Here is a 17,139-nt window from a genome sequence, read left to right on the forward strand (position 1 = left end):
GGACAAACAGAACCTCTCTCTATCAAGTGATACTGCAATGTTAAAATTCACTCCGGTTGTGATGCAAGACATATCACCCGAAACAAAAGATATATCTCCTATCGGTCAATTGGGTCCTGCAAGTGTCTCATCAAGAGGAAGCGGAGGGACCTTTCACACTTCTATATCGGAATTGGGAGCATTTGTCTCCTTGATAGTAGTGGAATCTTTTGATTATATTAAAAACGTTCTCAGAAATCAACGAAACCAACGAAAATTGCTGGGAATCAGTGATGCGTCCGGGCAGAGGGTTGTGGTTGACCGCAATTCTTTCATCGGTAAGATTCTGGAGGAGGCGAAGGGTGAAGTTCTACTTTTCATCGAGACTTAGTTCATCGGTTGTTCCGAGATTTCTTCCCGTTTTATTATGTTTGGTAGCAACTTATGCATTTGCGGGAACGACCGGCAAAATCGTTGGAAAGGTCGTGGATGCTGAAACTCGTGAACCGCTCATAGGTGCGAATGTTATTGTCGAAGGTACGACAATGGGTGCGGCAACAGATTGGGAAGGTGGCTATATTATTCTGAACGTCGCACCGGGGTCCTACACAATAAGAGCGGAGATGATAGGGTATCAAGCCATAAGAGTTCTGGATGTGGAGGTTTCAGCAGATTTCACGACACACACCGATTTTGAGCTTACATCAACGATTTTGGAGATGGAAGCGGTTAGTGTTATTGCCGAGAGACCCATAATTAAGATGGATCTCACCTCTACAAAGGCCATCGTTGGCGCTGAGACAATTTCCCAAATGCCTGTGGAGGAGATTGGAGATATTCTTGAACTACAGGCGGGAATCATTAAAGGAAGTGACAACAAAATTCACATTCGCGGTGGCCGGTCGAGTGAAATTCTTTATCTGATTGACGGTATTTCTGTAAGTGATCCGTTCTCAGGTGAAATCGCAGTGGAAGTGGAAAATAACGTCATACAGGAGCTTACGGTAGTCAGTGGAACATTTAATGCAGAGTACGGAAGGGCGATGTCAGGTATTGTTGAAATCATAACTAAGGATGGGGGTCGGGAATTATCGGGAAATATTTCAACTTATTTAGGGGATTATTTGAGTTTTGATGATGGTGTGTTTTGGAATATCAATGATATGAGTCCCAATGGTTTAACGAATATACAAGTAAGTCTAAATGGACCAATTCCAGGATTTGGGAAAAAGTTAACTTTTTTTGCTTCCGGTAGAAATTACAGTGATAAAGGATGGTTGTATGGAAGAAGGTGGGTAACTCCTGGCTATCTTGATCAATCTAACCCTGATAGTGTATTTTGGGCGGTTGAACCCGGGGATAGTGCTTTTGTCTCAATGAACTTCTTTTGGAAAACGACTGCACAGGGAAAGCTGACTTTCCGACCTCTCCCAAAGATTAAACTCTCGTATGGCGTATTTTGGGATAATTCAAACTACCGTGTATATGACCAGCTTTTCAGATTCAACCCGGATGGTGATTACAAGCACTTTAAGAATGCACTCACTCAAATTTTTTCCCTGAATCATACGTTGTCTGCCACCACATTTTATACATTTAAACTATCCAATATAGCAACCCATTATGAAAGGAATGTCTTTGATGACCCATTCAATCCTGAATATGTGGATGTTGAGGCCTACAGGGGTAGATTTTACGACGGTGGCACCAAACTCTGGCATGTAAGTCGAAGGACGACAAGTTACGGTGGGAGGTTTGATCTGCTGAGTCAGGTAACAAATAATCACCAAACGAAGACCGGATTTGAGATCACAAAATACACGATGACTTATAAAGATTTTAAGGTGTTATTGGATCGGAGCACTGATTATATGCCTGCTATCGGGGAGGATGTTCCGGGAAATATAAATTACAACAATTACGAACACCGTCCTTTGGAAGTTGCAGTATATATACAGGACAAAATGGAATTTGAGGATATGATCGTGAATGTCGGTATTCGATTTGACTACTTTGATCCTGCCGGTAAAGTTCCAACCGACTTCAGAGATCCGGATAATGCCAAGTATTTTTGGGTGAAAATTGATGATGCTGATTCTCTTCGCATTCGTGAAAGAGATTTTAATTCCACTACTATGACTCTATTGAGAACCGTCGATATTCAAGACAAACCGTGGGAATACAAATATAAAGATGCTGAACCAACGCAAAAAATAAGTCCCAGAATTGGAATTGCCTACCCTATCACGGATAGAGGTGTAATTCATTTTTCTTATGGTCACTTTTTTCAAACACCGCCGTTTCAGTATCTTTACTTTAATTCTGAGTTTGAGGTTCGGTCAGGACCGCTAAATAAGAATGAAGGTAAAGGAGTTTTTGATAGAGTATTTAGTATTGATCCTGAAGCGGAAGGCAACAAAATGGGTAATGCCGAATTGAAACCGCAGCAAACGATCATTTATGAATTGGGACTTCAACAACAAATCAGTGACGATATTGGGATTGATATTACCGGATTTTATAAAGATATGAGAAATCTGTTAGGTACTGAAATTATTGAGATGTATGACACACGACTCTATGCGAGATATATCAATCGGGATTATGGAAATATTCGCGGCGTGACATTCGCCTTAAATCAACGATCTTCTAGAAATACATTTATTTCTTTGGATTATACATTTCAAATTGCCGAAGGGAATGCCTCAAATCCGAATGATGCTTTTTTGGATGCGATTGGCGGGCGTGAAAGTGAAATCAGGGTTGTTCCTTTAGATTGGGATCAGACACATACTTTAAATGTTAATCTAACGGTAACGATCCCTGGAAACTCGGGATTGAGTATTCTGGGTAAATTTGGCAGTGGTTTGCCCTATACTTTCGAGCCCCCACAAACGGGTGCACAATTTACTCGTTTTGAGAATAATGAAAGAAAACCGGCCAATATCACAATTGACCTCAATGCTCATAAAGAATTCAATATCGGAGGAATCAAGGGTTCACTGTTTATGAAAGTTTATAACCTTTTTGACAGGAGGAATGAAATTGCCGTGTACAATGATACCGGACGTGCGGGTTACACAGTTCGTACGCAGTACTGGGGTGAGTGGGTGGACGTAGGATCAGAACCACAATGGGTGAATCGCCCTCATATGTTCTCTCAACCACGACGATTTATATTGGGCTTCAGCTTGGGATTTTAATCATTATGAAGATTTTAACTTATCGCCTGTCTGCCGAACAGGCAGGGAAACAGAGACAATTCCGCGGTTTATCAGGGATCATAACCGGTTCGATGTTATTTCTGTTGATGACGATGGCTTACGGGGGTGGTCCCTATGGAGATGTAACTTTCCGGAGAATGGGGACCCATAATGGAAATCTGATTGCTACGATTTATTTTAACCAAGGTGACATCAGTGGTTGGCATGGATGGGGTTATCCACCTCCACGGATCGAGTGGCCTAAAGGATCAGGTCATGAATACGGCGACGAAAACAGTATATTGGTAGCAGCAGAAGTTGTGAATGTACACGGAGACACCATTCATATTCTCAGTGAAAGCAGTCTGGACTGGGATGCCACGGATACCAATCCAATTCTGGGAGGTCAGATGGGATGGGAACCATTACCAGGATTTTTCAATCCGGCACAGGATTCCCCTGCCATGAGTGACCTTTTAGAAAGCTGGCCCTCAGACTGGCCCGATAGGATGAATCAGGATGACCCCGGGTGGCCCGGATCGTGGAATGGCTACTTCGGTCGTGACGTTTTCCAGGCTGACCAGGAGAGTTATTTCGTGATGGATGATAACTACAATGTGGAGTTTGATTATATACCGGATAACACTGACCCCAACCGCCACGGTTTAGGCCTCCAGGTCGCTGTCAGAGGCCTCCAGTGGTCCGATCCCCTTGCTCAAGACTGCATCTTCTGGCTCTATGACATAACAAACGTCTCCACAACCACTTACGATAAAATTGTCTTCGGAGAGGTGTTCGACGCAAGGGTTGGGGGAACAGGGGAGGAGAATGATGATTTAGCTGAATTTATTGCCTATGGGAATATAGATATTACTTATTCCTGGGATAATGATAATTTGGGGTCCGGCGGATGGTCTCCCGTTGGGTATATAGGATTTGCCTTTTTGGAAAGCCCGGGGATAGATCTAGATGGGATTGACAATGATGACGATGGTTTGGTTGATGAAAGTCGGGATAACGATGCGGGAACCTGGCTGGACGCCTTTCCTTATGGCATTGATGATGTGGATAGATTTAGACTGTTTTACAAACGGGAACCAGTCCCCCACTGGTCCGGGGATGAGGATGGAGATTGGCTTGGCTTTGGTGACCTGAATGGGAATGGAGAGTGGGAATCATCCTTCGAAGTACTCAATGACGATTTAGGAATGGACGGTATCGGGCCCGACCATCCCAAGTATCCAGGCAAGGACACCGGGGAAGGTAACGGTATCCCGACGGAAGGAGAACCCAATTTCGGGATACTGGATGTGGATGAGTCCGACCAGATTGGTTTGACCAGCATGGAATCCCATGTTGAGAATTCGGTCGTCTTTGCCAATGATGAGCTCATGTGGACATTATTACAACCGGATCGTTTTGTAACTCCTGATCCTAATAGACTCACAAATTACGAATTTTTCTATGCTTCCGGTTTCTTCCTGCTTGAGCCCGGTAAAACGGAACGTTTTTCCCTTGCCCTCCTTTTAGGAGAAGATAAAGATGACATTCTTCGGAACAAGAAAACAGTTCAGAACATTTACGACGCCAACTACCGTTTTAAAACTCCCCCGCTTAAGCCGAAAGTTCTTGCAGTAGCAGGGGACAAAAAGGTGACCCTTTATTGGGACAAGCTCGCTGAACGTTCCCGGGATCCTGTCTATGGATTTGACTTCGAAGGATATATGATTTACAAAAGTACCTGGTATGACTTTTCCGATTCGGATCCAGTGACAGACAGTTACGGGAATGTCGTCTTTTTTGAGCCTGCAGCACAGTTTGATCTGGTGGATGGGCTTGTGGGTCCCCATTCGGTCGGGATCGGTTCCGAACCGGGGATAGATGAACCCACCGGGGCAAACCTGAACATGGGCACAGATAGTGGGCTCAAACACTTCTGGGTAGATACGGACGTCCTGAATGGACAGACTTATTATTATGCTATTGTATCCTACGACAAAGGATACGACACTGACTTCTTCGAACGAGGGCTTTCTAATGATTCCACTCTTCTTGTCGCTTCCCCGAGTATTAGCGCCATCGATTTTGAACTGGATAAGCTGGGCAACGTTATCGGTAAGGGAATCAACACGGCCATTGCAACACCATCTCCTCCCTCTGCAGGATACATTCCCCCCGAATTATCCGAGCTGGAACATATCGCCGGACCAGCGACTGGAACCATCCTATACACCCTGCTCGACCCACTTAAGATAAAAGACAGCACTACCTACCATTTAGTCTTTGGTGATACATCTGCCAATGATGATGATACATCTGCCAATGAGATCATCTATTCCGTCCTGAATATGACCGATTTTCGCACAGTCCTTTCCAACCAAACAGGGATATACGGAGACAACAGCCTGGAGTTCGACGGTCTTATGCTCACCATCTACAATGATTCAACCGTGAACTATGACCCATCCAATTCAGGGTGGATTGCCGGTAGCAGTAATTATGAACTTAATGTACGGGATCGCAAATCTTCCGGTCCATTGTATCGTTCTCCTTCTGATTATATGATTATTTTTGACAGCACAATGATCGACACATCATGGGATCCTGCAAGCTCTAGCCTCAACAACAGGCCAGCGAAGTTCCAGATATGGGACATAACCTTTGCTGAAAATCCAAAGAAGCTCAGGTTTGCATTCAAAGAACCGAGGGGGCAAGAGGATGGACTATTTATCGGGGGTGCGAACATTGACTATGTCTATATCTGGGCGGAACACGATGATGGGACTTACAGCAAGAGCTGGAGACTAGCATTAGAAGAACCGTTGGACATATTCGATACGACAGGAGTCGGACAGGACATAAGTGTTGATACGATTCGTGTGGAGCCTATTATTCCTACGGTTGGGGATACATTATTTATTTCAGTCACCAAACCGTTTCGATCAAGTGATATTTATGAATTGAAAACAATGGCAGCTTACGTCGATAGATCTGTTGCTGAAAAGAGGTTGGACCGTATTGTAGTAGTTCCCAATCCTTATGTTGCAGCAGCTTCGTGGGAGCAGAGGTTACCCCCCGGCATCATTTCCGGACGCGGAGAGCGAAAAATCGGATTTATTAATCTTCCGGAAAAGTGCACCATACGTATTTATACCGCCCGTGGGTATCTCGTACGTATCATTGAACATGAATCCACTATAGCCAACGGAACGGAATTCTGGGATTTAAAAACCAAAGATGGAATGGAAGTGGCTTACGGACTCTATTTTTTCCACGTTGACGCAGACAATCTGGGTGAAAAGCTCGGGAGGTTTGCCATTATTAAGTGATGAGAATTTGTATGAGGACAAGTTGCCCAAAGGTTCTTTCGGACAAGTTTCTCCCGAGAATCGGGACAAGTTTCTCAAAGAGTCTTTTGGACAAATCGAAGCGTATTGGAAACCCCGTACACGCAGTGTCGGGGTTTAGAGTTTCATATTTCAATCAGTCTGTTCGAAATGTCCTATTCTCCCTCTTCTTTTTTGTCACTTTCATTATACTCAATCTTGTGCAAGGTCAAATTGTAAGCAATGTCTCGAAAGTAGGCACCACGGCTGCTCCATTCTTAGAAATTGAAGTGGGCTCCAGGGCACTAGGAATGGGAGGCGCCTTTGTTGCGATTGCCAATGATGCAACTGCTATCTATTGGAATCCGGCGGGAATAGCCCGGTTATCGAAGAGCGAGGCTACATTGATTCATACAAATTGGTTGGTAGGAACCAATTTCGACTTTGCAGGCATTGTGTTGCCTATGGGCCGCATGGGATCAATCGCAGTAAGTGTAACCTCCTTGAGTACTGATGAAATGGAAGTTAGAACCGTACAGAATCCTGAGGGCACTGGGGAAAAATTTTCCCAGGGCGATTTGTCCGCAGGATTGTCTTATGCTAAGAATCTGACGGATAAGTTTTCGATTGGAGTTAATGTAAAATATATTTCACAGAAAATTTGGCATATGAATGCCCAAGGGTATGCCCTCGATATAGGAACTTTATTCCGAACCGAGTTTAACGGGATGATGATCGGAATGAGCATCTCAAATTTTGGAGGGTCGATGAAATTGGAAGGGAAAGACATCTTCGTAAACTATGATGAGGCACCGCAATTCGGTGGAAGTAATGAGCGAATCCCAGCATTTAAGAAGACTGATGAGTTTCCTTTACCCCTTCTTTTCAGGGTCGGCATAGCGATGGACCTTCTCAAGAATAGCAGGAACCAATTAACAATTGCCGCAGATGCAGCTCACCCGAACGACAATACGGAGTATATTAACCTGGGGATGGAATATATCTTTAGAAATCAGGTAGCCCTGAGATTTGGATACAAGAATTTGTTCACCCTTGATACTGAAGAAGGATTTACTGCCGGAGTCGGCACAAAATTGAAATTGGCAAGAGGAATTGCAGTAAAGATTGATTATGCCTTACAGGATTTTGGTAGACTGCATAATGCACAACGATTTTCTTTGGGGTTTGAATTTTAGTTTGGATTATTCAACTACAGCGTCCTTCGGACAAGATCTCGTTGGATTTATCAATCCTAACCTGAATCATTCATCAGCAAACAAGCAATCGATTTTAAATGCCATTAAAACAAATACTTGTGAATATCTATGCTTGCTGATGAATAATTCACCGAAGGCCGCCTCCGGTGGATAATTCATCAGAATTAATATTGATCTGGTATAAGTGTTTATTATTCTTTTACATAAGCGATATCAGAATAATGCTGATGAATTATCCAGGCTAAAAGAATTGTTATGGCAAAAGAACACTGTTTACGAAAATAAAATTCTCTCAAACGATTACGACCTCATGCCTTATACCCTAAATCTTATTTTCTAAGTTACATATTAATAAATAACTAATGAATACAGCAAACAAACAGTAGGCATATGTGAAATTTGATGATCAATATGGTTAATAGAGTAAAGGAAAGAAGAATGCTGCAGAATAATATTGTGCTAATTTTTTCCGTACTGTTCCTTGTTGCTCCGGCAAGTGGTCAGCATGTTCAGCAAAACTATGCCATAACAGATAATGGTAAAAGAGTTATTCTAAAGGATAACGGAACTTGGGAATACATTGAGGAAGACAAACAGAATTATGATTATAAAAAAGTTCCACCAAAGACGTATAATTACGAATTCAAACCGCAAGCATGGGAAGAGCGAATGGAACAAGCGGCCCATGAATATTGGCGTATAAGAGCCCATGCAGAATTGGAACAATTAGGTATTCCCGTTAACCGGTATGATCCTACAACCAACGATGTTCCACTTCTTTTGAAATTAGAGGGTGGCAGAATTAGAACAGATTTTGATCCTTTTACGCCATTAGCAAGAGGGGAAGTTATCGATATTGCGGGTCTGTGGGATCCTTCCAAGGGTGATAATCCAACTCTTAAGATTCATGGCAAACTTTTCCTGCAAATAACGATGAAATTGGATGACCACAAGAGATTATTTTCGCAATATAAACAGCGTAATTATATTCCAACACCTGAGGATTTTCAGAGAATATTGGAATTTAGAGATTCCCTTGATGTTATTTCTCTTGGAATGCACGACTATAATCGTGACAACACACATATTTGGCCTGGAATTCCTCACAGCTTTCTTTACGCACCGCCCGGATCACCCTATGATCCGGATAATCCACCGATTATTCGAGGTGATGGTTTCCCTTATATTCAAAGGGGTCATCTCACGTTAGCCCGTCGAGAAGTACCCATGTCAAACTATCAGTACGAAAATCTATTAAAACACATTGATAATCTGGAAGGACATGGTTCCATCAAAGTAAGATATGATATGGGAAATGGAGTTATTGAAACAGTTATTTTTGAGGAAGTGTGGCTTAAGATTAATCCATATAATGGAGATCCGACACACATTTTAGAAAAAGTAAGTCTTAAAAAATAATTATCATTCCAAGTTATTCAACACAGTGTGCATAAAATTAGCATCAAATATTTCTAACAATTGTATAGATGTTTTGGAGATAATGTTCAATTCAGGGTTATTCAGAAAAACAACTTCCATTTTAAGACTGAAGTAAAGCACTTGACATTTATTTGTTAATGAAATTATATTGCATTTAAGCGATTGCCTATTCAAACCAAAAGTGGGACTCTTTCAATTAAATCTTTTACTGAAATGTGAGGGCGATGGTTTTATCGTTGCCTTAATTCAAAAAAAATTACCTTTAAGGAGATAACTAATGAATAAGAAAAAGCTAATGGATAAATTATTCCTTCCATTGTTGGTGTTGGCTTTTGGTATCTTTGTGATACCTGCTTATAGTCAAGTAGGTAACAATGCCGATCTCAGTTTAGCCTGGCACGAAGCGGATGATATTGAGTATGGTCGCGGCTATACGCTGAAAGTAGGGATGGACATTGATGAAGACGGCTGGGGAGAGATGTTGGTTTACGAGCGGCTGAATGAGAGTGCGACACTATACAAGGTTAGTCTCTTTGAGGCGGATGCCGACAACAGTTACAGTGAAGTGTGGTTTTACCAGTTTGCTTCTGCTGACATTGGCGGCGGTGAGCGTGGGCTTATGGTGACGGATCTGGACAATGACGGTTTTTCGGAAATTACAGCAATTATACAAACGGTTGAAAACGTGGATAACCTTCTCGTCTTTGAGTGGGATGGTACGGATAACGGTTTGCCCAGCACTCCCACGGTGACGTTTGATCTACCCAGAGATACCGGCGGTTACGTGGCTTTGGAGAACAACGTTCAGTACCTTCAAATGGATGATGATGCCAATCTGGAAATGGTGCTGACCCATCGTGGTGGTGCCAGTATCTTCCTGCAGATCGTCGAGCTGAGTAATTCCGATTTTGGTAGTCCGGAGTGGCTGGTAGAGTTTACGGATGTCTGGGAGGGAGCGAAGAACTCGGGCTTCGGCATTTCGGATATTGATCATGATGGACTTAAGGAAATTATCATGTGGAACGAAGGTACCGGGGATGTTCGTGTGTATGAGAACACAGGAACAGACGCCTATGAAGTGGTGAATACATGGACACCGACTCCGACGGGATATGAAGGTACAGTGAAGAGTAGGATTCAGGCCTCGGATTTTGATAAGGATGGAGTAGATGAGCTTTACTTATCCGATTCGAAGGGTATTTTGTGGGTTATAACTCCCAATGGAGATGTGTCGACGATGTTTGACGATGCGAACTGGAATATTCTTCACGATTGGAAGTTGGATGGTGTTGAGTTCAACGAAGGGGGCGAGGTACGTGGATGTATTCCTGGTGATCTGGATCGGGACGGTTTGCCTGACCTCTATTTTGCCGGAAACAACTTTGGTGCGATCATGGATATGGAGTATGAAGGCGGATCCGTCACCGAGGAAGAGAGTTACTCATTCTACTACACGACCATAGATGGGGAGACAGTGGCTGGTGGTCATTTTGGCCGTCCGGCTAATGTGGATATAGGTGATATGGACAATGACGGACATCTGGAACTGGTAGCGACAGTTCCCTGGTCCGGCGATGACCCGGTTGATAACCTCTTGGGACTCTATGTCTTTGAGTTTGAGTCTACTACCCTGGGAATTGAAGCGGAGAGTCCAAAGGAACAACTTCCCACGACCTTTGCTTTGAAGCAGAACTATCCGAACCCATTTAACCCGGTCACCACCATTGCTTACGACTTACCTGCGGCTACCGATGTGTCTCTGAAGGTCTATGATTTGTTGGGCCGACACGTGAGAACATTAGTAAACGTACATCAAATGGCAAATTCTTATGTTGCTGTTTGGGATGGCAGGGACAGTATGGGAGCTCAAGTGGCTACCGGTATCTACCTTTATCGGTTGAAAACTGGGCAATTCTCATCCACAAAAAAGATGATACTGCTGAGGTAGACTGACTTCAATAAAGGAAGTCTCAACTTAGAGCCCCACTGATTAATCCTCAGTGGGGCTTTTTGTGTGGGATCGTGGAATGAGAAATCGTAAATATTTAGTGAACCCGTTGTCATTGTCAGATCAATTACCTCATGCTTTAGCTCGTGGGTTAGAATAGGTTCAATGAGTAGTATTTTGCATGGATTTAGCAAATCAGCAAAGTTATATCTTATTAAAAATCTGATTTCACGTCGAGTCAATATTCTGTTCATTTTTCTTTGTGTTTGTATTTTAGGATCCACGTTAAAAGCTGGAACCACGGGTAAAATTACAGGTACCGTTCGAGATCTTTCTACGGGAGAATCATTGATCGGAGCAAACATAATCATTGAAGGAACCTCCATGGGAGCTGCTACCGATGTTGATGGCCAATATATTATTCTAAACATTTCACCCGGTATTTATGATGTAAAGTCTATGATGATCGGATACACTTCCGTCCGAACGGTGGGTATAAAAATATCAATCGATGTTACTACTGCTCTTAATTTTCAATTACAACCTTCCATATTGGAGTTTGAGGAGGTAACTATTACTGCAGAGCGGACAATTGTTCAAAAAGATCTTACATCTTCGCTTTCCATCGTAGGTAGTGATGAGATAGCAGGAATGCCCGTTGAGGAGTTTGAGGATGTGTTGGCGCTTCAGGCTGGAATTATTATTGGCACTGGGGGTGAGATTCATATCCGAGGGGGGCGATCCAGTGAAATCTCTTATTTGGTTGATGGTATTTCAGTAACAGATCCTTTTTCCGGTGAGCTTGCCATTGAAATTGAAAATAACTCCATTCAGGAACTGCAAGTGATTAGCGGGACGTTCAATGCGGAGTATGGTCAGGCAATGTCCGGAATTATTGATATCGTAACCAAGGAGGGGGGTGATAGACTGCGGGGGAATATCTCTTTTTATTCTGGGGACTATCTTAGCCGCAATAATAATCTGTTTATGAATATTGACAATATTAATTTTAAAAATGTATCAAATGTACAATTAAGTATGGATGGCCCACTCCCATTGTTTGGTAATAAATTATCTTTTTTTCTTACAGGGAGGTATTATGACACCCAGGGTTGGCTTTATGGGAAAAGAAGATTCTTGCCTGCCGACTCTTCTAATTTTGCGAATTGGGATGTGAGAAAAGATGATGTGGGTGCAGATTCCACCGCAAATACCGGAGATGACGGTGAAGGTGACGACAGCGCGACTCCTGGAGAACCGAATGTCTATGTGGAAGAATCTGGTGATGGCGCATTTGTTGCTATGAATCCACTTGTTAAAATAAGCGCTGAAGGGAAACTTACTTATCGGCTCTCCCCAACCATTAAAGTTTCTTACATTTTTTTCTGGAATAAGATCAATTTTCGCGAATATTCCCATTTATTCAAGTTAAACCCGGGTGGAGATTATCAACAGTTCAAATACGGATATACACAATCGTTGATTTGGAATCATACTTTGAGTTCCAAGTCCTTTTATACTCTTAAGCTTTCCGATACATTCTTTGATTATAAAAGGTATGTATATCAGGATCCTCTCGATTCTCGATATGTTGACCCTAAACGTTTAAATGATGCTTCACAGAAAGCATTTAAGACAGGTGGAACTGAAATGTGGCATTATTACCGGAATACTCGTTCATTTGGAGGAAAGGTGGATTTAACCAGTCAAATCAATAATTCACATCAAGCAAAAATCGGATTGGAGTTCAGGCAGAACAATTTGTATTTCCACGAATTCGAGATAATTCCTAAGAGAAATGATGCAGGAATCATTATTAGACCTTTTGAACCTACTCCTGCCCGTTCTACATCCATCGCAAATAATCGTTACCGTCACCATCCCGTTGAGGCAGCGGCATATATTCAAGACAAAATGGAATTTGAAGAAATGATTGTTAATGTAGGTCTACGATATGATTATTTTAACGCAAATGCGAAAGTTCCTATTGATCTTAGAGATCCCGACAATGCAAAATATTTTACGGTTCTTTCTCCCCAGGATAATAGTGTTCGAATAGTGGGAGAAAGTATATATGATTCCGCTATTATGGGTGAAATTCTCGATACTGTCAATGTCCGGGGAAACAAATGGAAAAATAATTATAGAAATGCAAAACCTTTACACAATTTGAGTCCTCGGGTTGGAATTTCTTATCCCATTACAGACCGGGGCGCTATCCATTTTTCTTATGGCCATTTTTCCCAAATACCCACCTTTGAGCAGTTATTTGACAATTCGGAATTTGAGGTTTGGCCTGGATTATCTTCCATGATGGGCAATGCAGAACTGAAACCACAACGTACGGTTATTTATGAAATTGGTTTACAACAACAACTTTCGGAAAATATTGGCATTGATATAACCAGTTTTTACAAAGATATTAGACATCTTTTAGGCATGGAAATCATTACTACTTACACTCAGGATAGGTATGCTCGTTTTATTAACCGTGACTATGGGAATGTAAAGGGTATCACCTTAGCTCTTGAGAAAAGGAGGTCAAACTATATTTATGCTTCCGTTGACTATACCTATCAAGTAGCTGAGGGTAACGCCTCCGATCCACAGCAAGTCTTCAAAGATGCTAAGAGTAATAAAGAGAGTGAGATTCAAATCGTCCCACTGGACTGGGATCAGACACATACTCTCAATTTTAATATAACTATAAGTCAACCAGGGAATTGGGGCTTGAGTGTTATTGCAAGGGTGGGAAGCGGGCTTCCATACACACCCAAAATTGAAAATGTAGGGGCAACCTTTAAAAACAGTGAAAGAAAACCACCCCAATATTCATTCGATCTGAAAGCACAAAAGGAGTTTAAAACTTTGGGTACAGTGTACTCTGTCTATGTTAAAGCGTATAATATTTTTGATCGGCAAAATGAAAAGCTTGTTTTTTCAGATACCGGACGAGCCGGTTATACTATTGATCCTCCGGTAAGTGTGAGAGGTGTGAATACTTTGGATGAATTCCTGACCAGACCTGATTACTACTCCGAACCAAGGAGAGTAATATTTGGGGTTTCGATTGGATTTTGATGAGCAAAATTTAGCAAGGCATTCATGGCCTTATCATCAGAAATCCGTCAGCTGACGGATAACGCCGTGAACGGTTAATGAGGGAAATATATGCGGATAAATCAAAATTGTAACGGGTTTACTGAATGTTTGCGTAAATGAAAATTATATTTTCAGATGGATACATTTTAATATTAAAGACAGACACTAAATAATCGTCCCTGAAATATATCATAACGTTCTTAATATCAATAGAGTAAGTCACCAAACCTTGTTAAATTTTCGCCAGAAAGCCTTGCGTTAACCCCAAAAAAACTGGTGAAATATGCACCCAAAATCTCAAGCCCGACCTCAAGATGAATCCGGCAGCTGCCGGACCGTTTAGAGCAGATTATCGACACAGACCATCCCTTGTGCCAGTTAGCTCGTGCTGTAAACTGGTCCTATTTCGTGGAGGAGTTTGGGCTCTTGTATGTGGAAAACAGCGGTCGTCCTGGCAAACCCATTCGGTTGATGGTCGCTCTCCATAATCTGAAGCACACATTCGATGAGAGTGACGAGTCTGTCATGGAGCGATTCTTGGAGAACCCCTACTGGCAGTACTTTGCCGGCTTTGAGTATTTCCAACATGAACTACCGTTAGATCCTACCAGCCTGGTCAAATGGCGGCAACGAATTGGGCCCGAAGGGATAGAGAAGGTATTCTACCAGACATTGAAGACAGCTCAGCAATTAGGCTTATTGAAGCGTTCCCATTTGAACAAAGTGAATATTGACACCACGGTTCAGGAGAAGGCCATTGCTTTTCCCACAGACGCTCGCCTCTATCATAAGACGCGTGAACCCATTAGTAAAGGAAGCAAAGTCTCGTGGCATCCAGCTTCGACAGAGCTGTGTCCGATTGGGAAAGGAAGCGCTGGTCAATCAGAACCGTTATGCTCACGCAAAGCAATATAAACGTGCCAGAAGGGAGACCAGAAAGCTAAAGACATATTTAGGACGTGTAAACGCGAGATATCCATCGGAAGGCAGGTGAGACAGATCCTGGGTTATCAGATCTACTCCTGTTAAGTGAACGTTTGTTGGTACAGGAGAGGACCAGCAAGAATAAGCTTTAGAGCATCCACGAACCTCATGTGGAATGTATTTCAAAAGGAAAAGCTCATCCGCCAGCTGGCGGAGTATGAGTTTGGGTGTAAGGTGAGTGTAGCCACCAGTTCCAGGGATAACTGGGTGGTTGGTATCCAAGCTCTCCATAACAATCCTTATGATGGTCATACGTTGGTAACGGTTCTGGATCAGATCAGACGGCTCATCGGGTGGAAGCCAAAAGACGCTTACTGTGATCGGGGCTATCGCGGTCATCAGTATCAAGGCGAAACCGCCATTCATCTTGTGGGTCAAGGACGAAAAAAACTCTCCCGTTGGGAACGGAAGTGGCGACGACGGCGCAGCGCCGTGGAGCCCAAAATAAGCCATATCAAGTACGATAACCGAATGGACCGGAACTATTTGTCCAAAGGATCCTATGGAAAAGGCAAGGAAGGGGACAGAATCAATGCCTTATTAGCCGGCAGCGGGGCTAATCCGCCAGCTGGCGGACTGCTGATAGCTTTCTCTTTGTCCCTTTTTACTCTGGTGAGAAACTGGAAGAATTTGTTCAAATCTGGTCGGGAGAAGTGGAATCAACAACAAGCAAAGTTCAATTTTGCTATGTAACCCACTTTTTCAGGGACGACTAAATAGAATGATCTCAGCTATATTATTTGTGATTATCATGAGCAGTATCGTTTGCTCTCAGGAGCCATACGGTGACCCGATCTGGAAAAAACGAGGGATCATGGATGGGAATCTGGTGCGGACGATTTTCTATAATCACGGTGAAGTTGCCGAAAACCCCTTTGAGCCTTCCGGTGAATGGCCCAAGGGCAGTGGTCATTCCTATCTAGATGGCGTCGCCCCGTGGGTGGCTGCAGAAGTGGTCGATATTCATGGAAACACAATCCACCCGTTAGAAGCTAACTATAGGGAATTCGTTGATTTTGACCCAGAAACTGGAACGGAGTGGGGTTGGCAGCCCCTTCCAGGCTATGTGAATCTCGATCAGGACTCCCCCGCAATGAGCAATGATCCCGGCACGTGGCCCCAGCGCTGGCCGGACCAGCCCGACTGGTATGACCAAGAAACCGGGGATGCCTTCTGGAACGGGTTTTTCGGGATGGGTGTCAAAAACGCCGATTTGGAAACGTACTTCGTGATGGACGATGCGGTGGATAAGGAGTTTGACTTCTATCCGGATACCCATGACTCGGCCCGAGGTGGCCTGGGACTGCGGGTGGGCGTACGGGGTTTTCAATGGTCGCATGTGCTGGCTGAAGACGTAATCTTCTGGCACTACGATATTAAAAACGTGGGTACCATCGACTACGATAAAGCGTTATTCGGGATGTACATCGATTTCGGCATTGGTGGCGACGGGGATTCGTACGACGATTGGGGTGAATTCGACCCCCTATTAGACATCACATTTGCCTGGGACGGCGATGGGCTTGGTAATACCGGCTGGGAGCCCGTTGGTGTAGCTGGCTATGCCTTTCTCGAGAGTCCGGGGATAGGCGATATCTATATTTATGATGAATTTGGTAATCTCATCGAAGAGAAATTAGGAGATGGCATAGATAATGATGATGATGGTCTTATCGATGAAAGTAGAAGCAGCCCGCGAGGCGAATACGTCTTCGGATCAGTAGGTATTTATAACAATGGTAAACCTAAAGATCACTGGGAAGGTGATGAGGATGGGGATTGGGAAAGTTTTACCGACTTGAATGGAAATGGTGTTTGGGATGAAGGTGAATCATTAAATGATGACCTCGGTGCAGATGGTGTCGGACCCACCGATGAACAATATACTGAACCCGATTTCGGAGAAGGCGATGGTATGCCCACTGATGGCGAGCCGCATT

At 43.2% G+C, this 17,139-nt stretch carries 9 protein-coding genes; all 9 read left to right on the forward strand.

The window, feature by feature from the left end; all coding sequences use genetic code 11:
* The first annotated feature begins 341 nt into the window (after positions 1 to 341).
* Positions 342 to 3,182 carry a TonB-dependent receptor gene (locus V3U24_11580; GenBank protein ID MEE9168083.1) on the forward strand — a complete coding sequence of 947 codons (2,841 nt, stop codon included), beginning with the start codon at positions 342 to 344 and terminating at the stop codon, positions 3,180 to 3,182.
* A gap of 5 nt (positions 3,183 to 3,187) precedes the next feature.
* Entirely contained in the window at positions 3,188 to 6,511 is a 3,324-nt protein-coding gene (locus V3U24_11585) for a hypothetical protein (GenBank protein ID MEE9168084.1), read from the forward strand.
* An 11-nt stretch (positions 6,512 to 6,522) separates the two neighbouring features.
* Positions 6,523 to 7,704, forward strand: coding sequence for a PorV/PorQ family protein (locus V3U24_11590; GenBank protein MEE9168085.1), 1,182 nt, complete (start codon positions 6,523 to 6,525; stop codon positions 7,702 to 7,704).
* Between the two features lie 423 nt (positions 7,705 to 8,127).
* Positions 8,128 to 9,144 carry a hypothetical protein gene (locus tag V3U24_11595; protein ID MEE9168086.1) on the forward strand — a complete coding sequence of 339 codons (1,017 nt, stop codon included), beginning with the start codon at positions 8,128 to 8,130 and terminating at the stop codon, positions 9,142 to 9,144.
* 298 nt (positions 9,145 to 9,442) lie between these two features.
* Complete coding sequence (locus V3U24_11600; protein ID MEE9168087.1) at positions 9,443 to 11,113, forward strand: FG-GAP-like repeat-containing protein; 1,671 nt, start codon at positions 9,443 to 9,445, stop codon at positions 11,111 to 11,113.
* 165 nt (positions 11,114 to 11,278) lie between these two features.
* Complete coding sequence (locus tag V3U24_11605; GenBank protein MEE9168088.1) at positions 11,279 to 14,194, forward strand: TonB-dependent receptor; 2,916 nt, start codon at positions 11,279 to 11,281, stop codon at positions 14,192 to 14,194.
* Between the two features lie 453 nt (positions 14,195 to 14,647).
* A complete protein-coding gene (locus V3U24_11610) occupies positions 14,648 to 15,130 on the forward strand; it encodes a transposase (protein MEE9168089.1) in 483 nt (160 codons plus the stop codon).
* Between the two features lie 177 nt (positions 15,131 to 15,307).
* Positions 15,308 to 15,892, forward strand: coding sequence for a transposase (locus V3U24_11615; GenBank protein ID MEE9168090.1), 585 nt, complete (start codon positions 15,308 to 15,310; stop codon positions 15,890 to 15,892).
* A gap of 58 nt (positions 15,893 to 15,950) precedes the next feature.
* Positions 15,951 to 17,139, forward strand: a 1,189-nt coding sequence (locus V3U24_11620) for a hypothetical protein (GenBank protein MEE9168091.1), incomplete at its 3' end; no start/stop codon positions are given.

This window comes from Candidatus Neomarinimicrobiota bacterium (assembly GCA_036476315.1).
GTDB lineage: Bacteria > Fidelibacterota > Marinisomatia > Marinisomatales > S15-B10 > JAZGBI01.

Excerpts from the sequence above, each read along its gene's own strand:
- V3U24_11585 (MEE9168084.1), top strand. The coding sequence starts at position 3,188 with ATGAAGATTTTAACTTATCGCCTGTCTGCCGAACAGGCAGGGAAACAG.
- V3U24_11590 (MEE9168085.1), top strand. The coding sequence starts at position 6,523 with ATGAGGACAAGTTGCCCAAAGGTTCTTTCGGACAAGTTTCTCCCGAGA.
- V3U24_11595 (MEE9168086.1), top strand. The coding sequence starts at position 8,128 with ATGATCAATATGGTTAATAGAGTAAAGGAAAGAAGAATGCTGCAGAAT.
- V3U24_11600 (MEE9168087.1), top strand. The coding sequence starts at position 9,443 with ATGAATAAGAAAAAGCTAATGGATAAATTATTCCTTCCATTGTTGGTG.
- V3U24_11605 (MEE9168088.1), top strand. The coding sequence starts at position 11,279 with ATGAGTAGTATTTTGCATGGATTTAGCAAATCAGCAAAGTTATATCTT.
- V3U24_11615 (MEE9168090.1), top strand. The coding sequence starts at position 15,308 with ATGTGGAATGTATTTCAAAAGGAAAAGCTCATCCGCCAGCTGGCGGAG.